Source organism: Micromonospora sp. NPDC049081 (assembly GCF_040648835.1).
GTDB classification, from domain to species: domain Bacteria; phylum Actinomycetota; class Actinomycetes; order Mycobacteriales; family Micromonosporaceae; genus Micromonospora; species Micromonospora antibiotica.
In genome coordinates this window covers 14,692-36,164 of record NZ_JBEZEK010000020.1, presented here as the reverse complement: position 1 = coordinate 36,164, position 21,473 = coordinate 14,692, and the positions used below count along the sequence as shown (strand labels likewise).

The window sequence follows — 21,473 nt, the reverse complement described above, 5'->3', positions numbered from 1 at the left end:
GCCCACGGGGCCCGCCCGCCGCAAGGTCAGGCCCGCCGGTAGGCGACCTGCGGCGGACGGAACTGGTGCACCCCGCTGATCGTGATCGCCCCCAACGCCCCGGTCACCCCGGTCACCTCGTAGCCGAACCGGTCACCGGTCATCGCCGCAGCGGTGGACCCGAGTTGCAGCGGCACGGCACAGCCGACGCTGCTGGCCCGCACCGTGGGCGGGGTGACGCCGCTGACCTGCCAGACCTGCCCGTACCAGTGCCAGCCGGCGGGTAGCGGCACCGGGGCACCCAGCACGGACTCCTTCACCCCGACCGTGGTGACGGCGACGGTGCCGAAGTCGGCGAGCGGGCCGAGCAGGGCCGGCCGGCCGGTGGTCGGGTCGTGGGCGTACACGCCGTGCCGTAGTACGCCGGTGCCGACCTTGGTGACCTCCACACCGGCCCGGTCGACCGGGGTCGGCTCGGCCAGGAAGAACGGGTGCAGCAGCAACCGCTGGTAGGCGCCGGTGCAGGTGCTCTCCACCGTCGGGCCGGACCGGACGAGGAAGTACCCTCCCCGGGCCCGGGTCACCCCCGGCGGCGGCTCCGGCAGGGCCTCGTCGGGGTCCGCACGCCACATCCCGTAGCCGGGGGAGACCGGCACGGCGTACGGCACCCCGGCGACGGTGACCCGGTCGGGCACGGTGAGGTTCGTCGGGCCCACCGGGACCAGCAGCCGGTGGAACAGTTGCGGCGCGTCCAGCTCGGCCTGGGCGGCCGCGCCGACCCGTTCGATCAGCACGAAGTCCTGGCTGCCGGTGGAGACCACGATCTCGGTGGCGGTCGAGGGAGGCATCAGGTAGCGGCGGTAGGCGGTGCCGGCCACCGACTCCCCGGCGGCCAGGGTGCGGCCCCAGACCAGCTGCGGGTAGTTCTTCTTGAGACTGGAACTGATGAACCAGCCCTTGGCCGTGGTGTAGCGGGTCCGGATGCCGGGCACCCCGTCCGCGACCGGCAGCAACCCGACGGCGATGCCCCACTGCTGCACGCCGCCGCCGTTGATCACCCACTGGGTCATGCTGCTCGCCGGCATCGACCGGTCGGTGAGGGTCGCCGGGGTGAAGTCGGTCAGCGCAGCGAGGGTGTCGATGTTCGCCCAGGCGGACCAGTTCAGGCCGCCGGCCGCGCCGACGTTGGGCATGAACTGCCGGCGGCTGCCGCCGGCCACCGGGGTCAACGGCGCGCACTGGGTCACCCCCGCGTTCAGGGTGAACCGCGTCAGGGCGGTCACCTGCTGCGCGACGAGCAGGTCACCACCGGGCGACCAGCGGTAGACGTTGGAGATCCGGCACAGCGACGGGATCCTCGGCATGATCGTGGCGATCGGGGTGCCGACGTTCGCCCGCGCCGTGTCGATCATCCCCTGGTAGGAGGGGATGACGTACGACTCCCGGATCACCAGTTCCTGGCCCGTCGACCGGCCGTCGGGCACCGGCCGGCCGTCGAGTTCGACGGCCACCGTGTGGGAGTGGGTGGCCGGGCGGATCTGCACGTCGGGGGTGAGGCCGGTGATCGGCACGGTGGCCCGGTTGGTCGCCCCGGAGACGTGGGTGAGCGGCGCGGTCGGCTTGACCCGGGCACCCTGGGCGATGCCGTCCACGATCGTGTACGGGTTGCCGAAGAGCAGGCTGTTGGCGTTGGTCACCGCCAGCAGGGTGAAGATGCGGCTGCCGTCGCTCCACTGCGAACCCACGTCGGCGGTCGTCTTGCCGTGGTTGGCCACCGCGATCTGGTTGCCGACGTTGTAGCCGTGGTTGCCGCCGACGTACGACCAGCCGGTGTTGATCGGGCAGTTGTCGTCCGAGGTGTCGTGGATGCGGGTGCCGACGGCGGACAGGACCGGCCACACCTGGGCGTCGGTGGCGGTCGAGGGCACCAGGCTCACCTGGGGCAGGCCGGAGTGCCACATGCCGACCATGCTCTCCGCGTACGCCAGGTTGACGGGCATGATCACGTCCCGGGTGGCGTCGATCCGCGACCTGACGGACATCAGGGCGTTGGACCGGTAGACGATCAGCTCGGCCATCCTCCACACCTCCACCGTTGAACTGCGACGATGCTGTCACTGTGCGCGTTTGCCCAGCTGGCGGTTGGTGTCGGTCGGCTCCCGGACAGCACCACCGGCCGTTCGGTTGACCTCGGCCGGGCTGCTGCAGGCCGACGACCGACAAATTTGTCCTAATTGTGATGAAGATTCCGTCTGTGCCGTAATGTGCTGCATGCCTGCTTCGACGAACAGGTGAGGTGTGTACCGGGGGGTTGTCCATGCGCATTCTGATCACCGGTGGGGCCGGCTTCATCGGTGCCAACCTGGCCCGCGCCGCCCTGGACGAGCCGGCCGTCAAGGAGGTCAGCGTCCTCGATGATCTCTCGGTCGGGCTCCGGGGCAACCTCGACGGGCTGGACGTCGAATTCGTCGAGGGGTCGATCCTGGACCCGGCCGCCCTGGACGCGGCGATGGCGGGTAGGGAGGCGGTGGTCCACCTGGCCGCCCTGCCCAGCGTGCCCCGCTCGCTACGCGACCCGCTGGCCTCCCACCACGCGAACGCCACCGGCACATTGATGGTGCTGGAGGCGGCCCGCCGGCACGACGTGGGACACGTGCTCGTCGCCTCCTCCTCGTCGGTGTACGGCATGAACCCGGCATTGCCCAAGGCGGAGCAGACCTGGACCCGCCCGATGAGCCCCTACGCGGCCAGCAAGCTCGCCACCGAGGCGTACGCCCTGGCGCACCAGGCGTCGTTCGGGCTGCCCACCCTGGCCTTCCGGTTCTTCAACGTCTACGGCCCCGGGCAGCGGCACGACCACGCGTACGCGGCCGTCATTCCCCGGTTCACCCACGCCGCCCTGCGCGGCGAACCGGTAGTGGTGCACGGCGACGGCACCCAGTCCCGTGACTTCACCTACGTCGGCACGGTCTGCGACGTCATCCTCGACGCGCTGCGCCGCCGGGTGCACCACCCGCATCCGGTCAACCTCGCCTTCGGGGCGCGGGCCAGCCTGCTCCAGGTGCTCGACGAGTTGGAGGAGCTGCTCGGACGGCCGATCGCCCGGGAGCACGCGCCGCCGCGTACCGGCGACGTCCCCCACTCGCTGGCGGACGACAGCACCCTGCGGCAACTGTTCCCGGACGTCACGCCGGTCCCCCGGGCTCAGGGGTTGCGGGCGACCGGCGCGTGGCTGGCCGCGCGGCTGGGGGTCGCCCCCGCCCTCCTCCGGTGACCCGGGCCGTGGGCCGGCCCGCCGCCGAGGCGGTCGCAGCCGGACCGCCGGCTTCCGCGCCGCCGCCGGCCCCCGCGCCGACGTCGGCTGCGGCGCGGACCGGCACGGCGGTCGTCACCCCGGTGGCGACGTCCGGCCCACCGTCGGGGCCCGGTCGCGACCGCGCCGTCACGGTCGGCATCGCCACCGCGATGGTGGCCAAGGGGATCGGCCTGGCCGCTCCGCTGGTCATCACGCCCGCCTGCTTCCGGTATCTCGGCGACCAGCGGTACGGCCTCTGGATGGCGATCACCGCGCTCACCGGGATGGCCTGGTTCGCCGATCTGGGGCTGGGCAACGGGCTGCTCACCCGGCTCGGTCAGCTGGCCGACGACCCCCGGCAACAGGCCCGGGAGATCTCCGGGGCCTTCGCCACCCTCGGTGTGGTCGCGGTGCTGCTGCTGGCGGCACTCGCGGTGGTCACCCCGGTGGTCCCCTGGGTGGACCTGTTCGCCGTCCGCGACCCGGCCGTCGCCGCGCAGACCACCACCATGGTCCTGATCTGCTTCGGCGCGTTCGCGGTCAACATCCCGCTGTCGGTGATCCAGCGGATCCAGTACGCCCGCGGCCAGATGGTGCAGAGCAACGCCTGGCAGTCGGCCGGGGCCCTGGCCGCCCTGGCCGTCGTGCTGGTCGCCATCGCCGCCGACTGGGGACCGCTGGTGGTCGTCGGCGGCGCGGTGCTGGCCGTGCCGGTGACGAACCTGCTCAACACGGTCACCTACTTCTGGTCCGCCGACCCCGCCGGCCGGCCGGGACCCCGGCTCGTGCACCGGGCCACCGTCGTCGGCCTGCTCCGGCTGGGTCTGCAGTTCTTCGCGCTCACCACGATGTCGTCGATCGCGCTCAACGTGGACAACCCCCTGGTCGCGAACGTCCTGGGGCTGACGGTGGCGGCGCACTACGCGGTCGTCGGAAAGCTGTTCGGGGTCCTGTGGATCTTCGTCGGGCTGGTGGGCATGACGGTCTGGCCGGTCAACGGCGCCGCCCTGGCGCGCGGCGAGGTGGCCTGGGTACGCCGCAACACCCGACGCATGATGGTGCTCTACGGCGTGATCGTCGGGGCGGTCGGACTGCTGCTGGTCGGCTACGGCCACCGGCTGATCGAACTCTGGGTCGGCCAGGTCGACCGGTCGACGATCCGGCTCCCCGTCCTCGTCGGGCTGGCCGGCTGGTCCCTGCTGGTCGCGGTCACCTCCCCGCTGATCCTGGTGCAGAACAGCATCGGGCTGCTCCGGCCGCAGTTCGTCGGCTGGGCGTCGTTCCTGGTGCTGGCGACCGGGCTCAAGGTCTGGGGACTGCGACAGTTCGGCCTGGCCGGGCTGCCCGCGGCAGCCTGCGCCGGGTACCTGCTCACCATGGTTCCGGCGGCGCTGGTGGGATACCGGCGGGCCCTCGCCCGGTGCGGACCGTCGTGACCGGCCGGGTCCGGGTGCTGCGGGTCGTCGGTGAGCTGAACTTCGGCGGCACCGAGATGCGTACGGCCGAACTGCTGCCCCGGCTCGCCGCCGCCGGCACCGAGCTGCACCTGGTGACCCTCAGCGACACGGTGGGGCCCGGACCCCTGGCCGACATGGTCACCCGGCACGGCGGCACCGTCACGGCGATCCCGCTCGACCTGCGCTTCCCCGCCCGGTTCCTGCGCCTGGTCGGGAGGCTGCGCCCGGACGTGGTGCACGCCGACTGCGCCAACTTCTCCGGGGTGCCGCTCGCGCTCGGCGCGCTGCGGGGCGTACCCGGACGGGTCGCGCACTTCCGGGGGGACGACAATCGGCCGCGTACCCTGCGCCGCCGGGTCTACCGGTGGATCTGCGGTCGGCTGCTGGGCAGCTGCGCCACCGACATCCTGGGTGTCTCACCCAGTTCGCTGACGTTCGGCTACCACCCGGGTTGGCGTGCCGACCCCCGCTGCCGGGTGGTGCTCAACGGGCTCGACCTCGACCGGCTCCGCCGCCCCAGCCCCGACGACCTGCGGGCCCTGATCGGCGCGGGGCCGGCCGACCTGGTCTGCGTGACCGTGGGCCGGGCCTCGCCCGAGAAACGCCGCTGGCTGTTGCCGCCGATCCTGGCCGCGCTGCGGGAACTGGGCGTGTCCGCGCACGCGGTGCTCGTCGGGCCGGGTGACCCGGCCGACGACGACCGGGTCCGGGCGGCGGCACACGCCGTCGGGCTCGGCGACCGGGTGCACCTGCTGGGCCCCCGCGACGACGTGGGCGGGCTGCTGCGGCAGGCCGACGTCGTCGTCCACCCGTCCTGCCTGGAGGGGTTGCCCGGGGGAGTGCTGGAACCCGTCGCGGTGGGCGTGGGCACGGTCGCCGCCGACCTGCCGGGCGTGCGCTTCATCGGCGACCGGCTACCCGGGGTGAACATCGTCGGTGTCGACGCCCCGCCGCACGTGTGGGCGCGGGCGGTGGGCCGGGCGGCGGCGTACACCGCGTCGACCGCCCCGGCGGTGGCCGCCGACCGGTTCGAGCACAGCGTCTTCGCCATCGACACGGCGGCCAGCATCCACCTGGAGATCTACCGACGGCGGGCCTCGGCCCACCCCGGGCGGGACCGGGTGCCACGAGAGAGCAGCCGACCCCCGGTCGGCTCGGGACGGTGAGAGAGATGACCGATCAGAGCATGCTCGTCGGCCGGGAGCCACGGCCGGCCGGCGGATCGAATGCACGGGCCGACCAGCCCCGCCCGCTGCTCGTCGGCGCCTACGCCTTCCCGCACGGCGACGCCACCTCCAACCGCCTGCTGCAACTCGCCCGGTCCGCCGCCCCCGAGGGCAGCCGCACGCTCGTCGTCAACGACTGGCCCTGCGAGCTGGCCTTCCCGGCCCGACCACCCGAGGCGGCCGGCGTCGACCTGGTCACCCTGCGCGTGCGTGGCCGGCACCGGCTCACCCGGCTGCCGGCCCGGCTGGCCCGCCCGGTCCGGGTGCTGCGGGCCGCCCGCCGGCAGGGGGTACACCGTGGCGACGTGAACGTGGTGCTGCTCCCGATGGCGTTGATGACCCTCGGCAACTGGACGGTGCTGCGTCTGGTGCTGCGCTGTCCGATCGTGGTCGACGCCAGCGAGCGGCACGACCGGCGGCAGTTCCGGCACGGCTGGCTGACCCCGTACTTCGTCCGGCACCGCTGGTCGACGTTCCTGGCCACCCGGCTCGTCGGCCGGGCCACGGCGGTGTCCACCACGTTGGCCGGCTACCTCGCGGCGCACGGGCTCACGGTGCTGGTGGTGCCGCCGCAGGTGGACTGCGACGACTTCCCGACCGGCCGGCCGCCCACCCTCTCCACCGGCCTGCGGCTGCTCTACGCCGGCACCCCCGCCCGCAAGGACATGCTGGACGTGATCCTGCGCGGCATCGGCCGACTCACGCCGGAACAGCAGCGACGGGTCAGCCTCACCATCGCCGGGGTCACCCGGGAGGCTGCCGCCGCCCACTCCGACCTGGACGTCTCGGTCCTCGACGGGCTCCACGCCGAGGTGCGGTTCCTGGGTCGGGTGCCCCGCGCCACCGTGCTGACGCTGCTCGCGGAGTCGCACTTCTCGATGCTGGTCCGCCCCACCGGGGGATACGCCGCCAACGGCTTTCCGTCCAAGGTGCCGGAGAGTCTCGCCGCCGGCTGCCCGGTGCTGCTCAACCACACCAGCGACCTGGCCACCTACGTGCACGACGGTGTCGAGGGGCTGGTGCTCGACGGCAACGGGCCGGACGACGTGCGGTGGGCGGTCGAGCGTGCGTTGCGGCTGACCGACGACGACTGGACGGCGATGAGCCGGGCCGCCCGGTCGAGGGCCCGTGAGTCGTTCGACCACCGGGCCTGGCGGGACCGGGTCAGCGCCTTCCTGGCGGCCGACGACCGGAGCTGACCCCGGCGTTCCGACGAGGCGGTGGGCGTCCCGACCGGACGCCCACCGTCGTGTGATCCCAGGCCCGGTACCGAAGCCGGGTCTCAGTTTCTCCGCCGTCGGGTGATCGTTGCGCGGCGCCGTCGGGTGAGCTCAGTGCGGCGCCGTCGGGTGATCCTTGCGCAGCGCCGTCGGGTGAGGTGAGCTCAGCGCAGCGCCGTCGGGTGAGCTCAGCGCAGCACGGTCGGGTGATCCCTGCGCAGCGCCGTCGGGTGAGGTGAGCTCGGCGCAACGCCGTCGGGTCGATGTCAGCGCAGCACCGGCACCGGCCGGCGTGGCACGGCGTCCACCGGGGCGTGGACCTGGTGCGGGTGTGCCGGCGCGGGGGAGGGCTCGACGCCGTCGTCCGCGTCGGCCCGGCGGTCGGGCAGGTGCCGCAGCACACCGGCGGCCACCAGCCAGAACACGTACGGGTAGGTCTGCCCGGTGCCGAAGATGGCCGACTCGGTGATCTGGATCAGCACCCCGGTGACGACGAGCCAGACCAGACCCGAGTCGGCCCGGCGCACCGGTGCCCGCAGCGCGACCCGCCCGACGGCCAGCAGCAGCAGCGCCAGCGGCGCCACGGCGGCGAGCCCCAGCTCCAGCAGCAGTTGCAGGTAGCTGTTGTGCACCACGCTCACCCCGGTCCCGAGGGACTCGTCGAGGCTGGCGAGGGCGAACAGGTGGTTGCGGGACGCGTACCCGAAGCCCAGGGTGGGGCGGTTCTGCCACCACAGGTCGACCGTCGCCTGCCACATCTCGGTGCGGCCGTTGGACAGGTCGCCGCCGGTGGGGTCGGTGAAGCGCAGCACGAGCTGCCGCATCCAGGGGCCGGCGAACAGGATCGGCAGCAGGTTGAACAGGTACGCCACCAACAGCCCGGCGGCCAGCCCGGCGGCGATGCGGACCATCCGGCCCAGCCCGTGCCGCAGCACGACCCAGAGGGCGCCGACGAGCACGGCGATCAGCCCGGTGCGGGACTGGGAGAGCAGCAGACAGGCGACGGCCGGCACCATGCCGAGCAGCTCCGCCCGTCGCCGGGACGCCCGGTAGACCGCCCAGCCCAGCGGGGTGGTCAGGGCACAGACGATGCTGAGCATGTTGGGGTTGTTGTAGAGGCCCTCGAAGCGGTCGGTCTGCGACAGCGCGGCGACGAGGGTGCCGTCGGCGAGCCCGAGGCCAAGGCTGAGCAGGGCGGAACCGCTGAGGACCAGGTAGACCACGCGCAGGTCGGCCAGCATGACCGCCCGGTCCGCCCACCGGCAGCGGATCAGGACGTGCACCAGCGCGGCCAGCAGGAGCAGCGCCACGCCGCGTTGGAGAGTCTCCAGCGGCACCACCGACCAGGTGAAGCTCAGCGTGGCGAGTCCCGCCATCGCCCAGAGCGCGCCGATGAGCAGGCGGGTCCACGGGTCGAGCCGGGTCGCCGCCGCACCGGGGGTGCGCAGACCCCAGAAGGTCAGCGCGGCGACCGCCGCGTACCGGGGATAGAAGCTGGCCTCCACCAGGGACGGCAGCTTGGACGAGGCGCAGACCAGGAGCACCATGGTCAGACCCAGCAGCCACCGCCAGCCGTCCATCTGCTGCGCGAGGGCGAACAGCGCGAGCAGCAGCAGAGCCACCGCCCCGACCGCCACCATCGGGACGTTGACACTGGCGACGGTGGTGACCACCGCGACGACGAACGCCCCGACGATCAGGCACAGTTGACCGACTCGGTTCCCCACGTGATGTCCTCTGACTCCGGCAGGCCGGCGGTGCCGGCGGTGGTCGTTTGGTCCGTCAGCGCGGGACGCCCGCCAGGCCCGGCCGGGCCCGGTCGAGCGCCCAGCGGGACCGGGCGGCGTGCATCGCCGCGATCATGTCCGGCCAGCTCGGCGGACGGTAGCCGGTGACCTGGGCGAGGGCGTCCGCGCACATCGACCGGTCGCAGACGAACTCGTCGTCCGGCACCAGTTCGCCGGGCCATCCGTACACTTCGGCGACCAGGCGGAGCAGGTCGTACTTGGCGATCGGTGCGGCGGCGACGTGGTAGAGGCCGGTCAGCTCCGCCCGGGGCAGGACCACGGTGCGCAGCAGCCGGGCGAACTCCACGGTCGTCACCCCGCTGTAGATGGCCCGGGTGAACCCCCGTACCTGGCTGCGTCGGGAGAGGAACCAGTCGACCAGGGAACGGTTCGTGCCCAGCTCGTGCCCGACGATCGAGGTACGCAGGGTGAGGGCCGACGCTCCCGACGCCTCGCCCAGCAGTTTGGACCGGCCGTAGAGGTCGGGCGGGTCGGGCAGGTCGTCCTCACGGTAGCCGCCCCGGCGGCCGGAGAAGACGCAGTCGGTGCTGACGTGCACGAGCCGGCTGCCGAGCTGTGCGCAGGCGTCGGCCAGCAGGTGGGGCAGGAGAGCGTTGAGGGTGACCGTGGGCACCGCGTCCTGCACGTCCGGTCGCTGCTTGATGACGCCGACGCAGTTGACGACGACGTCCGGTCGCAGCTCGTCCACGAGCCGCCGGACGTCGTCGAACCGGGTCACGTCCACGGCCGCGACGATGCGGGCGAGCAGGTGCGCGGGGAACCACCCCGCCCGGTCGTCGATGGTGCGGGCGAGGCCGTGGACGTCGAGATCCGGGTCGTCGGCGAGTTCGCGCAGCACGGCGTGGCCGAGCATGCCGGTGACGCCGACGACGAGGACCCGGCGGGCCGGGCGTTCGGCCTGTTGGTCGCTGCGCCGCCGGGGCACCCGGTCGGGCCGACCGGTGTCGGCGGCCGCGCTCATGTCGTCACCATGGCCGCTGCGTGGGCCTGCACCTGCGCGCGCACCTCGGGCAACGTCATCAACAACGACTCGATCTCCGGTACGGACAGCCGGCGGGCGTTGTGCGAGTGGAAGTCGGCCAGGCCACCGTGCTCGACGTCACCCTCCTCGAAATAGAGGGAGTAGTTGAGGTCGCGGCTGTCCACCGGCACCCGGAGGAAGTCGCCGAGGTCCTCGGCGAACGCGAGTTCCTCCCGGCTGGCCAGGGTCTCGTATAGCTTCTCCCCGTGCCGGATGCCGAGCACGGTGAACTTCGCCGGCACCCCGAACAGGTTGCACAGGGCGGTGGCGAGGTCGCCGATGGTGCAGGCGTCGGCCTTGCGGATGAAGACGTCCCCCGGCTGGCCGAAGGTGAACGCGTGCTCCACCAGATCGACCGATTCGGGCAACGACATCAGGAAACGGGTCATCGTCGGGTCGGTGACCGTCGGCAGGCCGCCGCGCAGGATCTGGTCGATGAACAGTGGAATCACCGATCCGCGCGAGTACATGACATTGCCGTACCGCACGCAGCAGACCCGGGTCCGGGCCGCCGCGTTGTTGCGGGAGTGGGCCTGGGCGACCTTCTCCATCAGCGCCTTGGTCATGCCCATCGCGTTGACCGGATAGACGGCCTTGTCGGTGCTCAACAGGACCAGCGTCTCCACCCCGACCCGCTCACAGGCGTCCACCACGTTGGCGCTGCCGAGCACGTTGGTGCGGACCGCCTCGAGGGGGAAGAACTCGCAGGAGGGCACCTGCTTGAGAGCTGCGGCGTGGAAGACGAACTCCATCCCCCGGGCGGCCTTGAGCACGCTGTCGTAGTCGCGGACGTCGCCGACGTAGTAGCGCACCCGGTCGTTGCCGAGGCGGTGCCGCATCGCGTCCTGTTTCGACTCGTCCCGGCTGAGCACCCGCACCTCGGCGGCACCGGCGTCGAGCAGTCGGGAGACCATTGTCTGGCCGAACGACCCCGTGCCCCCGGTGATCAGGAAACGCCTGTCCGAAAGCGAGGGAAGCATATCTCCTCCTGCCTGTTTCCCGGCGGACCATCCTCGGGAATCGCGATCTCGTCAAAGGTGACCATACTGTTGCAATAACGAGACCGGGCGGGCTTCCGGTAAAGGGAGGAACAATCATGTTTCATCTTTGCCGGGGATGCTGCGCACTCCATTGTCGACCTGTCCGGGGTGGCGAATGTGAAAGCGCGGATCGTCCTTCGTAAAGGTGGTAGGTGTGTTTCATGCCCAAAGTTGCTGTCCATACGGCACCGCCGCGAGCCGGGGCCGACGGGCGGGGAGCCACCCCGACACACCGGCGGCCGTACGACCGCTGGAAGCGGTTGTTCGACGTGCTCGGCGCGCTCGTCGTGCTGACCGTCGGCGCACCCCTGCTGGCCCTCGTCGCCCTGGTGGTGCTCGTGACGCACGGGCGGCCGGTGCTGTTCCGGCACACCCGGCCCGGCCTGCACGGCGAACTGTTCGACGTGGTGAAGTTCCGCACCATGCTCCACCCCGACCCGGACCGGGGGCTGGTGACCGACGCCCAACGCCTCACCCGGGTGGGTCGTTGGCTGCGGGCGAGCAGCCTCGACGAGTTGCCCGAGTTCTGGAACGTGCTGCGCGGCGAGATGAGTGTGGTCGGTCCCCGTCCACACCTGGTGCGCTACCTCGACCTCTACAACGCCGAGCAGGCCCGCCGGCACGAGGTGCGGCCCGGCATCACCGGGCTCGCCCAGGTGCGCGGGCGCAACGCCCTGAGCTGGGAGGCGAAGTTCGGCTACGACGTCGAGTACGTCGACCGACGCTCCTTCCTGCTGGACCTGAAGATCCTGCTGACCACCGTCCGGGTGGTGCTCGCCCGGGAAGGTATCTCGGCTCCCGGCGCCGCCACCTGGCACGAGTTCACCGGCAACGCCCCTGCGCCCGCCTCGGCACCGACCGATGACCGGGCGAACGCGTCGGCACCGGCCGACGCCCGCACGGACGCGTCGGCACCGACCTACGCCCGGCCGGACGCGTCATCCCCGGCCGACACCCGGACGGACGCGTCGTCGCCGGTCTACGTTCAGCCGGTCGACGGCCCGGGGCCCGTGTCGTCGCCGGTCGACGACCGGGACGCCGCGTACCGCCGATGAGCCGGGTGCTGCTGCTGGGCGCGGGTGGTTTCCTGGGCCGGCACATCGGTGCCGCACTGGCCGGGCACACCGACCTGCGGTCGCCCACCCGGGCGCAGTGCGACCTGGTCCGGATGGACCTGCCGGAGCTGACCGCGCTGGTCGCCCGGGAACGACCGGACGTGGTGGTGAGCGCGGCCGGCCGGATCGTCGGTTCCGGGCTCGACTTCGTGCGGGCGCACGTCGTGACCACGGCGAAACTGGTCGAGGCGGTGGCCGTCGCCGCACCCCGGGCCCGGCTGGTCCGGATCGGCTCGGCCGCCGAGTACGGGGTCGTGCCGCACGGCCTCGCCGTCGCGGAGGACCACCCGGCCGCCCCCGTGAGCGAGTACGGGCTCAGCCACCTGGCCGCGACCCGCCTGGCCGAGCTGGCAGGCGACACCGGCCGCCTCGACACGATCGTGCTGCGGGTCTTCAACCCGGTCGGGCCGGGGATGCCGGCGGGAAACATGCTGGCCCGGGTGACCGCGATGGTCCGCGCGGCGGCGGCCGACGGGGCGGGCGACCTCGCTCTGGGGCTGCACGACACCTACCGGGATCTCGTCGACGTGCGGGACGTGGCGGCGGCGGTGCTGGCCGCGACGCGGTGCGCCGCGCCCACGCACCGGGTCGTCAACGTGGGCAGCGGACGTGCGGTCGCGACGCGCGACGTCGTGCGGCTGCTGGCCGACGTGGCCGGTTTCCCCGGGGAGATCCGGCCGGGCGGCTTCCCGCCCGACGCCACCCGCTCGGCCGCGGTGCCGTGGATGTGCGCCGACCTGGACCGCGCCCGCCGGGTGCTCGGCTGGGCCCCGGTCCACGACCTGACCGAATCGCTGCGCGCCCTGTGGGCGGCCGACGGCGTGCGGCCGACCGGTCCGGCGGCTGACGGCGTGCGGCCGGCCGGTCCGGCGGCTGACGGCGTGCGGCCGGCCGGTCCGGCGGCTGACGGCGTGCGGCCGGCCGGTCCGGTGGCCGGCGTGGCGGCGGGGTGACAACGATGCGGATCGGCCTGCTCACCCAGTGGTTCGACCCGGAACCGGGCCCGGCGGCCCTGCCCGGGATGCTCGCCCGCGCTCTCGCCGACCGGGGGCACGAGGTCCGGGTGCTGACCGGTTTCCCGAACTACCCGAGCGGCCGGCTGGCCCCCGGCTACCGGCTGGCCCGCCGGGTCGACGAGACCGACGGCCCGGCCCGGGTCCGCCGGGTCGCCCTCTATCCCAGCCACGACCGTTCCGCGCCACGTCGGTTGGCCAACTACGGGTCCTTCGCCGTCTCCGCGCTGGTCTCCGGCACCCCGGTGCTGCGGGGTCTGGATGCCCTCTGGGTCGGCAACTCGCCGATCAGCGTCGCCCTGCCGATGTGGTTCACCCGCTATGTGCACCGGGTGCCGGTGCTGCTGCACGTGCTGGACCTGTGGCCCGACAGTGTGCTGGCCAGCGGTTTCCTCGGCACCGGTCGGGTGTCACGGACCGTCGAGCGGGGGATGGCAGCCTGGTGCGGTGCGATGTACCGCAGCTCCGCCCGGGTCGCCCACGTCTCCCCGGGCGCCGCCGAGCTGCTCGCCGGCCGGGGGGTGCCCCGGGACAAGCTGGTGCACATCCCGATGTGGGCGGACGAGACCCTGGGCGTCCGCGCCACCGACCTGCGCGCCGACCTCGGACTCCACCCCGACCAGGTGGTGCTGGTGTACGCGGGCGCGCTCGGCGAGGCGCAGGGGCTCGACTCGCTGATCGACGCCTGCGCCCGCACCGGCGACCCCCGCCTGGTCTGCCTGATCGCCGGTTCCGGCACCACCGAGGAGCGGCTGCGTCGGCGGGCCGAGGCGGTGGGGGCGGCGAACGTCCGCTTCCTCGGGCAGCTGCCCCGGGACCGGATGCCCGCGTTGATGGCCACCGGTGACGTCCACTACGTGAGCCTGCGGCCCGGTGGTATGTCCGCGTACACGATGCCGAGCAAGGTGCAGTCGACCCTCGCCGCCGGGCGGGCGCTGCTGGTCGCTGCGGAAGGCGACGCCGCCGCGGTGGCCCGGGACAGCGGCGCGGGCATCACCGCCCGCCCCGGTGACCCCGACTCGATCGCCGACGCCCTGCGGGAGGTCTGCGATCTGGGCCGGGAGAAACTGGACCTGCTCGGGCAGGCCGGCCGGGCGCACTACGACCGGATGTTCTCCGTCGCGACGGGTGCCGACCGGGTCGAGCGGACCCTGCACGAGATGGTGGCCGCCGGGCCGGTCAGGGCCAGTCGTCGCCGGCGGCCAGCCGACGGGTGAGCAGGTCGGCCAGCGGGACCGACTCACCGTCGCGTCCGCCCCGGCCGACGACCAGGGGCGGCCGGGCCGGTGGCACGTCCACGCCGAACAGTCTGGCGCGTACGCCCGGCGGCACGGTGAGCAGGAAGAACCGGCCGTCGACGGCGACCGCGCGCAGGCCGGCCCGGTCGACGTACCAGCCGGTCAGGCCGGTCCGGTAGCGGCCCCGTCCGTCGTAGCCCTGAGCCACCAGCCGGGTGGTCCGCAGCCCCCGCCGGGTCGCCTCGGCCGTGAACCGGGCGACCAGTGCCTCGGCCTGCGCGTGCTCACCGTCGCGTTGGCGGGCGTCGGCCGCCGCGTGCGCCCGCGCCGCCCGCTGCTGCTGCTCCCGCCACCCCGAACCGCCGTCACCACCCATGCCGCGACGGTACGCCCACCCCCTCGACCGCTCAGGCCAGGCCCGCCCGGCGCAACGCTTCGGCCATCGCGTCATTGGCGGGTGCCGGTGCGGAGCCGCCCCGGCCCTGCCGTTGCGGCGACCCGCCCCGGGACCCGCCCCGTTGCTCCCGCTGGCCGCCGGACCCGCCTGCCCCGCCGGACCCGCCCGCGCCGCTCCGCCGGCCGCCCGGCGCGTCACCGCGCCCGCCCTGGGGGGCACCGCGTTCGCGACGCTGCCCGTCGGCCGCCGGTCGGTCACCGCCGGTCGGCACCTCGTCGTCCAACCGCAGCGTCAACGAGATCCGCTTGCGCGGCACGTCCACGTCGAGCACCTTGACCCGCACCACGTCACCGGACTTCACCACGTCGCGCGGGTCCTTGACGAAGGTGTGCGACATCGCCGAGACGTGCACCAGGCCGTCCTGGTGCACGCCCACGTCGACGAACGCGCCGAACGCGGCCACGTTGGTGACCACACCCTCCAGCAGCATGCCGGGGGTCAGGTCGCCGATCTTCTCCACCCCCTCGACGAAGGTGGCGGTGCGGAACTCCGGTCGCGGGTCCCGGCCGGGCTTCTCCAGCTCGGCGAGGATGTCGGTGACGGTGGGCAGGCCGAAGGTGTCGTCGACGAAGTCGGTGGCCCGCAGCCCGCGCAGGATGGCCGACTTCCCGATCAGCGAGCGCAGGTCCTGCCCGGTGCTGGCCAGGATGCGGCGCACCACCGGGTACGCCTCCGGGTGCACGCTGGACGAGTCGAGCGGGTCGGTGCCGCCGGGGATGCGCAGGAAGCCGGCGCACTGCTCGAAGGCCTTCGGGCCGAGCCGGGCCACCTTCTTCAGCTCGGCGCGGGTGCGGAACGGCCCGTTGGCGTCCCGGTGCAGCACGATGTTCTCCGCCAGACCCGCGCCGATGCCGGAGACCCGGGTCAGCAGCGGGGCGGAGGCGGTGTTGACGTCCACCCCGACGCCGTTGACGCAGTCCTCCACCACCGCGTCCAGCGAGCGGGACAGCTTCACCTCGGACAGGTCGTGCTGGTACTGGCCGACGCCGATCGAGCGCGGGTCGATCTTGACCAGTTCGGCCAGCGGGTCCTGGAGCCGCCGGGCGATGGAGACCGCGCCACGCAGCGACACGTCCAGGGTGGGTAGCTCCTGCGAGGCGTACGCGGAGGCCGAGTAGACCGACGCGCCGGCCTCGGAGACCATCACCCTGGTCAGGCCGAGCTGCGGATACCGCGTGATCAGGTCGGCGGCGAGCTTGTCGGTCTCCCGGCTGGCGGTGCCGTTACCGATCGCGACCAGCTCCACCTGGTGCGCCCCGGCCAGCTTCGCCAGCGTCTCGATCGAGGCGTCCCACTGCCGGCGCGGCTCGTGCGGATAGATCGTGTCGGTGGCGACCACCTTGCCGGTGGCGTCCACCACCGCCACCTTCACCCCGGTGCGCAGGCCCGGGTCGAGACCCATGGTGGCCCGGCTGCCGGCGGGGGCGGCGAGCAGCAGGTCGCGCAGGTTGGTGGCGAAGACCCGGACGGCCTCCTCCTCGGCCGCCTGCCACAGCCGGGTGCGCAGGTCGGCCCCGAGGTGGATCAGGATCCGGGTACGCCACGCCCAGCGCACCGTGTCGGCCAGCCACCGGTCGGCGGGCCGACCCGCGTCGGTGACACCGAACCGGCCGGCGATGGCCGCCTCGTAGCGGGTCGGGCCGGTCGGCGGGGCGTCCGGGTCCTCCTCGGCGTCGGGGGCCATGGTGAGGTCGAGCACGCCCTCCTTCTCGCCCCGGAACATCGCCAGGATGCGGTGCGAGGGCAGCTTCGGGTACGGCTCGGCGAAGTCGAAGTAGTCGGCGAACTTCGCGCCGGCGGCCTGCTGCCCGTCGCGTACCCGGGAGACCAGCCGGCCCCGCGACCACATCTGCTCGCGCAGGGTGCCGATCAGGTCGGCGTCCTCGGCGAACCGCTCGATGAGGATGGCCCGCGCCCCGTCCAACGCGGCGGCGACGTCGGCGACCCCACGCCCGGCGTCGACGAACCCGGCGGCCGTCTCCTTCGGGTCCCGGGTGGGGTCGCCGAGCAGCGTGTCGGCCAGCGGCTCCAGCCCGGCCTCCCGGGCGATCTGCGCCCGGGTCCGCCGCTTCGGCTTGTAGGGCAGGTAGATGTCCTCCAGGCGGGACTTGGAGTCGGCCGCCATGATCTGCGCTTCCAGCGCCTCGTCCAGCTTGCCCTGGCTGCGGATCGACTCCAGGACCGCGGCCCGCCGCTCGTCCAGCTCCCGCAGGTAGCGCAGCCGCTCCTCCAGGGTGCGCAGCTGGGCGTCGTCGAGCAGGCCGGTGGCCTCCTTGCGGTAGCGGGCGATGAACGGCACGGTCGCGCCGCCGTCGAGCAGCTCCACGGCCGCCCGCACCTGGCGTTCGGCGACGCCGAGCTCGTCGGCGATCCGCTGATGGACTGACTGGGTCACGATGTTGATCCGCCTTCGTTTCGGGTTCCCTGCTGCATTCTGCCGCCCACCCCCGACGCCGTGCGCCACCCCCGCCGCCGGGCCGGCCGCACTGCCGTCGCAGCCCCCACCGATCCCGGCCCTAGGGCCGGCCTGCCGCACCCCGGTGACCCGTCGTCCCGGTGATCCGTAGTTCCGGTGATCCGTAGTTCCGGTGACCCGTAGTTCCGGTGACCCGTCGGCCCGGTGACCCGTCGCGTGCCGCCGTGCCGGGCGGTCGGCTGCGCTAGCGTGGCGATCATGGAGCAACCTGCGGATCCGCGTGCCCGTCGCCTCTTCGGCGGCAGTGCCCGAGCCCTCGGTGACCTCGCCGCGAGCCCGTTCCGGGCCGACCGGGACCGGATCGTGGCCTCGCCCTTCTTCGCCCGCCTCGGTGGGGTCACCCAGGTGATCAGCCCGGTCGGCTCCGGACTGCTGGTGCACAACCGGCTCACCCACAGTCTCAAGGTGGCGCAGGTGGCCCGGGCGATCGCCGAGCGGTTGACCGCCGACCCGACCCAGCGGGGTCTGCTGGAGAAACTGGGCGGCTGCGACCCGGACGTGGTGGAGGCTGCCGCCCTCGCCCACGACCTCGGTCACCCGCCGTTCGGGCATCTGGGGGAGCGGGTGCTGGACCGGTTGGCCCGGCAGCGGCTCGGGCTGGCCGACGGATTCGAGGGCAACGCGCAGTCGTACCGGATCGTCACCAGCACCGAGATCCGGGGGGCCGCCACCACCGGTCTCGACCTGACCGCCGCCGTGCGGGCGGCGATGCTGAAATACCCGTGGACCCGGCTGGACCACCCCGACCCGCACCCCCGGCACCTGCGTCCCGCCCCCCGGGGCGCCGCCGCCCCACCGGACGACCCGGACAGCGGCTCGGCGAAGTTCGGCGCGTACGGCACGGAACTGGCCGACCTGCGACAGGCCCGCGCCCCGTTCACCGGGCGGATCGCGCAGTGGCAGCAGACCGTCGAGGCGTCGGTGATGGACACCGCCGACGACATCGCGTACGCCATCCACGACGTGGAGGACTTCTACCGGGTGGGGGTGCTCCAGCAGGGCACCGTCGCCGCCGAGCTGATGGCCTGGCAGCGCGAGGGCGGGCACCTGCGCGCGGTCACCGACCCGGCGCTGGCCGGTGCCGCCCGCCGGCCCGGCACGGCGATCGAGGCGTTGCGCCGGCAACTGCACCGCAAGGACGCCTGGATCGCCGACGACGACGCGTTCGCCGCCGCCGTCGAGCACGTCCGCGAGGAACTGGTGGACGGGCTGCTGGCGTTGCCCTTCGACGGGTCGATCGAGGCGGAACAGTACGTGGCCCGGTTCTCCGCCCGGTGGACCACCCGGCTGGTCGACGCGATCACGGTGACCGCCACCCCGGACGTGCGCTCCGGCCACGTGCAGCTGGCCCCGGCACAGTGGCACGAGGTGCAGGTGCTCAAGTTCGTCCACCACCGCTTCGTGCTGGCCCGCCCCGACCTGGCCCTGCACCAGCGGGGCCAGGCCCGCCTGCTGGACACCCTGGTCGACGCGCTCTGGCAGTGGCTGCTCGACCCCGAGGAGGAGTCCCGGCTGCCCCGCCGGCTGCCCGACCTGGTCGAGCTGGCCGAGGCGGAGCTGCACCCGCGTACCCCCGACCGGATCGGCCGGGCCCGCGGCCGGGCCATCGTCGACTTCGTCGCCCAACTCACCGACGGTCAGGCCGTGGCGATGCTGGACGTCCTGTCGGGTCGCTCCGGGGCGCTGTGGACCGACGCCTTCGTGCTCTGAGCGGCGGGCGGTGGGCGCGCGGTCAGGCGATGGTCTGCCACCAGCCGTCGACCGGCGGCGGGTCGGCCACCACCACCCGCTCGCCGGGGCGGGGCACCGCCAGCCGCACGCCGTGCGCCTTGGCCTCGGCCCAGAGCCGGTCCACCGGCTCGGACCAGTCGTGCAGGGCCAGGTTGAAGGTGGCCCAGTGCACCGGGACGAGCAGGTCGCCGCGCAGGTCGAGGTGGGCGGTGACGGCCTCCTCGGGGAACATGTGGATGCCCGGCCAGGCCCGGTCGTACGCGCCGATCTGCATCAGCGTCACGTCGAACGGCCCGTGCTCCGCACCGATCTCGGCGTACCCGTCGAAGTAGCCCGAGTCGCCGGTGTAGAAGACCTTCCGGTGCGCCCCGGCGACCACCCACGAACTCCACAGCGTGCCGTCCCGCCGCAGCCCCCGGCCGGAGAAGTGCTGGGCGGCGGTCGCGGTGATCTCCAGGCCGCCGACCCGGTGCCCCTGCGACCAGTCCAGCTCGACGATCCGGTCCTCCGGCACCCCCCACCGGTCGAGGTGCGCGCCGACGCCCAGCGGCACCAGGAACGGCGCCGACTGCCGGCGCACCAGCTCCCGGACGGTGGCCATGTCGAGGTGGTCGTAGTGGTCGTGGGAGATGAGGATCGCGTCGACGGTGGGCACCTCGTCGAGGCGTACCGGGGGCTCGTGCAGCCGCTTCGGCCCCACCGCGGCCGACGGCGAGCACCGGTCGCTCCACACCGGGTCGATCAGCACCCGGTGCCCCTCGATCTCGACCAGGGTCGAGGCGTGGCCGTACCAGACGATGCCCAGCTCACGGTCGACGTCGGTGGTCGGGGCCGGGGCGGGCCGCACCAGCGGGACCGGGGCGGTGGGGCGGCGACGCTGCTGGCCGAAGAGCAGCTCCCGGAGCAGGTTGCGACCGGGGTCACCGCCGGGCATGGTGCGGGTGGCCACCCGGTTGTGGAAGGTCCCGTCGCGGAACTGCGCCGACCGGGCGGCCCGTTGCGCGCGTGCGCCGGTCAGTCGGCCGCCCAGCGCCGCCGGCACGTCCCGCGCCGTCCAGGCCAGGCCGGCGACCGCCGCCAGCCCCGCCACCTGCCACAGCCGACCGCCGAGCCTCCGCTCGACCGCGCGTTGCGCTGGTTGCCCCATGTGTCGTCCCCCTCGCCGGTGTCCCCGCACTACACGGTAGTCACCACCGGCGGCTCCCGCCCACGCCGACCCTCGGACCGCCCCCGCTTCCCCGGGCCGGCCGGTGAGGGTCGGGGCCGGGGGCGGCCCGGACGCCGGGCCGTGGGAGGTCCGGGTGGTGGGACGGACGGCAGGGCCGGTCAGCCGCCGTTGCTGGGTCGTTGCCGGGCCACCCGGTGCCGGGGCGCGTCCGCGGTGCCCCTCAGCTGCGCGGTGGCGTCCAGGAGGAACCGGCCGAGCCGGGCCCGGGCCTGCACCACCGGGTGGGTGGCGCCGAAGTTGTCCCGGTCGGCCTGGCCGTCGGCGAAGAGGACGTAGGTCAGCACGGCCGCCCCGGTGGTGTCGAAGACCACACCGGCCTCGTGCCGGGCGTCGACGAACCAGCCCGCCTTGGTGGCCACCCGGGCCCGCTCCGCCGAGGACATGGTGCGCCGGATGCCGTCGGTGAAGGCGACCGGGGCGCGCAGCAGCTTGAGTACGAGGGCGGTCGACGACGGCGACAGCAGGGTGCCGGCGACCAGGGCGCGCAGCAGCGCGTGCGTCTCCCGGGCGGTGCTGGTGCCCAGATAGAACCGGTGCGGGTCGGACAGCGGCTGCACCTGGGTGTTGGGGAAACCCTTGGCGGTCAGGGTGCGGTTGATCTCGGCGGCCGGGCAGACCAGACCGCACAGCCGCGACGCGGTGTCGTCGGAGACGGTGAGCAGGTTGGCCAGCACGTGCCCCACCGTCACCGAACTGGGGTAGGCGGTGTCCAGGACGAAGATGCCGTCACCGCCGGGCACCACGGTCGAGGCGGCCACCTCGACCCGCTGGTCGAGGGTGAGCAGCCCCCGGTCGATCTTGTCGAGCACTGCGACGGCCACCGCGATCTTGTTGACGCTGTACGCCTCGACCCGCCGGTCGGCGGACTCGGAGACCGCGACCAGCGGGGTGACCCCGTTCTCCAGGCTGAGGTGGACCTGCCAGTTGCCGCCGGTCAGCGACTTCTCCCGCTGGAAGGCCGCAGCGATCCTCGGGGCGACGAGCTCGGGGCTCGCCGCAGGGGCAGCGGACTTGCCGGGGCGGCCGGCGGCCGATGCCGGTGTGCCGACGAGTACCGCCCCGGCCGTGGCGGCCGTGCCGAGACCCAGCGCCGTCCTGCGGTTCACCCTGCTGGTCACGTCTCTCCCGTCGAGCGGTGCCCGGAGCTGTCTCCGGGCCACCACTCTAGG

At 73.5% G+C, this 21,473-nt stretch carries 16 protein-coding genes; 8 read left to right on the top strand and 8 right to left on the bottom strand.

Translation table 11 applies throughout. From position 1 onward, the window contains the following. Nucleotides 1–26: 26 nt before the first annotated feature. Nucleotides 27–2,057: a hypothetical protein gene (locus AB0B63_RS24370; protein ID WP_357022556.1), complete on the bottom strand. Its 2,031-nt coding sequence runs from the start codon at nucleotides 2,055–2,057 to the stop codon at nucleotides 27–29. Between the two features lie 239 nt (nucleotides 2,058–2,296). Between AB0B63_RS24370 and AB0B63_RS24365 the strand changes: the two genes are divergently transcribed. Genes AB0B63_RS24365 through AB0B63_RS24350 form a run of 4 tightly spaced genes read left to right on the top strand, consistent with a single transcriptional unit; the run spans nucleotide 2,297 to nucleotide 7,156 of the window. Next, the gene (locus tag AB0B63_RS24365; protein WP_208569006.1) at nucleotides 2,297–3,253 is read left to right on the top strand and encodes an NAD-dependent epimerase/dehydratase family protein; all 957 of its coding nucleotides are present in this window, start codon (nucleotides 2,297–2,299) and stop codon (nucleotides 3,251–3,253) included. Further along, nucleotides 3,250–4,710 (top strand): oligosaccharide flippase family protein, encoded by a 1,461-nt coding sequence (locus tag AB0B63_RS24360; protein ID WP_357022553.1) that lies wholly within the window; start codon nucleotides 3,250–3,252, stop codon nucleotides 4,708–4,710. The genes AB0B63_RS24365 and AB0B63_RS24360 overlap by 4 nt, the downstream gene beginning before the upstream one ends. Then, the gene (locus AB0B63_RS24355) at nucleotides 4,695–5,897 is read left to right on the top strand and encodes a glycosyltransferase (RefSeq protein WP_357022549.1); all 1,203 of its coding nucleotides are present in this window, start codon (nucleotides 4,695–4,697) and stop codon (nucleotides 5,895–5,897) included. The genes AB0B63_RS24360 and AB0B63_RS24355 overlap by 16 nt, the downstream gene beginning before the upstream one ends. Before the next feature lie 5 nt (nucleotides 5,898–5,902). After that, a complete protein-coding gene (locus AB0B63_RS24350; protein WP_357022546.1) occupies nucleotides 5,903–7,156 on the top strand; it encodes a glycosyltransferase family 4 protein in 1,254 nt (417 codons plus the stop codon). Between the two features lie 287 nt (nucleotides 7,157–7,443). On the opposite strand, the gene AB0B63_RS24345 is transcribed toward AB0B63_RS24350, so the two are convergent. From AB0B63_RS24345 to AB0B63_RS24335, 3 genes are read right to left on the bottom strand one after another with little or no spacing between them, the layout of a single operon-like run. After that, a complete protein-coding gene (locus tag AB0B63_RS24345; RefSeq protein WP_357022543.1) occupies nucleotides 7,444–8,904 on the bottom strand; it encodes an O-antigen ligase family protein in 1,461 nt (486 codons plus the stop codon). A 55-nt stretch (nucleotides 8,905–8,959) separates the two neighbouring features. After that, on the bottom strand, nucleotides 8,960–9,946 hold the full coding sequence (locus tag AB0B63_RS24340; RefSeq protein ID WP_357022540.1) for an SDR family oxidoreductase: 987 nt from the start codon (nucleotides 9,944–9,946) through the stop codon (nucleotides 8,960–8,962). Next, a complete protein-coding gene (locus AB0B63_RS24335) occupies nucleotides 9,943–10,986 on the bottom strand; it encodes a polysaccharide biosynthesis protein (RefSeq protein WP_208569000.1) in 1,044 nt (347 codons plus the stop codon). The genes AB0B63_RS24340 and AB0B63_RS24335 overlap by 4 nt, the downstream gene beginning before the upstream one ends. Nucleotides 10,987–11,207: 221 nt before the next feature. Here AB0B63_RS24335 and AB0B63_RS24330 point away from each other — a divergent pair, with 221 nt between their 5' ends. Genes AB0B63_RS24330 through AB0B63_RS24320 form a run of 3 tightly spaced genes read left to right on the top strand, consistent with a single transcriptional unit; the run spans nucleotide 11,208 to nucleotide 14,391 of the window. Then, entirely contained in the window at nucleotides 11,208–12,101 is an 894-nt protein-coding gene (locus AB0B63_RS24330) for a sugar transferase (RefSeq protein ID WP_357022535.1), read from the top strand. Beyond that, on the top strand, nucleotides 12,098–13,114 hold the full coding sequence (locus AB0B63_RS24325) for an NAD(P)-dependent oxidoreductase (protein WP_357022533.1): 1,017 nt from the start codon (nucleotides 12,098–12,100) through the stop codon (nucleotides 13,112–13,114). The genes AB0B63_RS24330 and AB0B63_RS24325 overlap by 4 nt, the downstream gene beginning before the upstream one ends. Before the next feature lie 5 nt (nucleotides 13,115–13,119). Next, a complete protein-coding gene (locus tag AB0B63_RS24320; RefSeq protein ID WP_357022530.1) occupies nucleotides 13,120–14,391 on the top strand; it encodes a glycosyltransferase family 4 protein in 1,272 nt (423 codons plus the stop codon). Here the strand turns inward: AB0B63_RS24320 and AB0B63_RS24315 are convergent. Both AB0B63_RS24315 and AB0B63_RS24310 read right to left on the bottom strand, forming a co-directional pair. Beyond that, a complete protein-coding gene (locus AB0B63_RS24315) occupies nucleotides 14,354–14,788 on the bottom strand; it encodes a hypothetical protein (protein ID WP_208568996.1) in 435 nt (144 codons plus the stop codon). The genes AB0B63_RS24320 and AB0B63_RS24315 overlap by 38 nt on opposite strands. A 31-nt stretch (nucleotides 14,789–14,819) precedes the next feature. Further along, entirely contained in the window at nucleotides 14,820–17,264 is a 2,445-nt protein-coding gene (locus AB0B63_RS24310) for a Tex family protein (protein WP_357022527.1), read from the bottom strand. A 279-nt stretch (nucleotides 17,265–17,543) separates the two neighbouring features. Here AB0B63_RS24310 and dgt point away from each other — a divergent pair, with 279 nt between their 5' ends. After that, nucleotides 17,544–19,055, top strand: coding sequence for a dGTP triphosphohydrolase (gene dgt, locus AB0B63_RS24305; RefSeq protein ID WP_357022524.1), 1,512 nt, complete (start codon nucleotides 17,544–17,546; stop codon nucleotides 19,053–19,055). Between the two features lie 22 nt (nucleotides 19,056–19,077). On the opposite strand, the gene AB0B63_RS24300 is transcribed toward dgt, so the two are convergent. After that, nucleotides 19,078–20,223, bottom strand: a complete 1,146-nt coding sequence (locus AB0B63_RS24300) for an MBL fold metallo-hydrolase (RefSeq protein ID WP_208568993.1) — start codon at nucleotides 20,221–20,223, stop codon at nucleotides 19,078–19,080. A 179-nt stretch (nucleotides 20,224–20,402) separates the two neighbouring features. Continuing rightward, a complete protein-coding gene (locus AB0B63_RS24295) occupies nucleotides 20,403–21,422 on the bottom strand; it encodes a serine hydrolase (RefSeq protein ID WP_357022521.1) in 1,020 nt (339 codons plus the stop codon). Between the last annotated feature and the right edge of the window lie 51 nt (nucleotides 21,423–21,473).

What these genes read in the sequence shown, in the direction of transcription:
- AB0B63_RS24370 (WP_357022556.1), bottom strand. Translation starts at nt 2,057, where the DNA reads ATGGCCGAGCTGATCGTCTACCGGTCCAACGCCCTGATGTCCGTCAGG.
- AB0B63_RS24365 (WP_208569006.1), top strand. Translation starts at nt 2,297, where the DNA reads ATGCGCATTCTGATCACCGGTGGGGCCGGCTTCATCGGTGCCAACCTG.
- AB0B63_RS24350 (WP_357022546.1), top strand. Translation starts at nt 5,903, where the DNA reads ATGACCGATCAGAGCATGCTCGTCGGCCGGGAGCCACGGCCGGCCGGC.
- AB0B63_RS24340 (WP_357022540.1), bottom strand. Translation starts at nt 9,946, where the DNA reads ATGAGCGCGGCCGCCGACACCGGTCGGCCCGACCGGGTGCCCCGGCGG.
- AB0B63_RS24335 (WP_208569000.1), bottom strand. Translation starts at nt 10,986, where the DNA reads ATGCTTCCCTCGCTTTCGGACAGGCGTTTCCTGATCACCGGGGGCACG.
- AB0B63_RS24330 (WP_357022535.1), top strand. Translation starts at nt 11,208, where the DNA reads ATGCCCAAAGTTGCTGTCCATACGGCACCGCCGCGAGCCGGGGCCGAC.
- AB0B63_RS24325 (WP_357022533.1), top strand. Translation starts at nt 12,098, where the DNA reads ATGAGCCGGGTGCTGCTGCTGGGCGCGGGTGGTTTCCTGGGCCGGCAC.
- AB0B63_RS24320 (WP_357022530.1), top strand. Translation starts at nt 13,120, where the DNA reads ATGCGGATCGGCCTGCTCACCCAGTGGTTCGACCCGGAACCGGGCCCG.
- AB0B63_RS24315 (WP_208568996.1), bottom strand. Translation starts at nt 14,788, where the DNA reads ATGGGTGGTGACGGCGGTTCGGGGTGGCGGGAGCAGCAGCAGCGGGCG.
- dgt (WP_357022524.1), top strand. Translation starts at nt 17,544, where the DNA reads ATGGAGCAACCTGCGGATCCGCGTGCCCGTCGCCTCTTCGGCGGCAGT.
- AB0B63_RS24300 (WP_208568993.1), bottom strand. Translation starts at nt 20,223, where the DNA reads ATGGGGCAACCAGCGCAACGCGCGGTCGAGCGGAGGCTCGGCGGTCGG.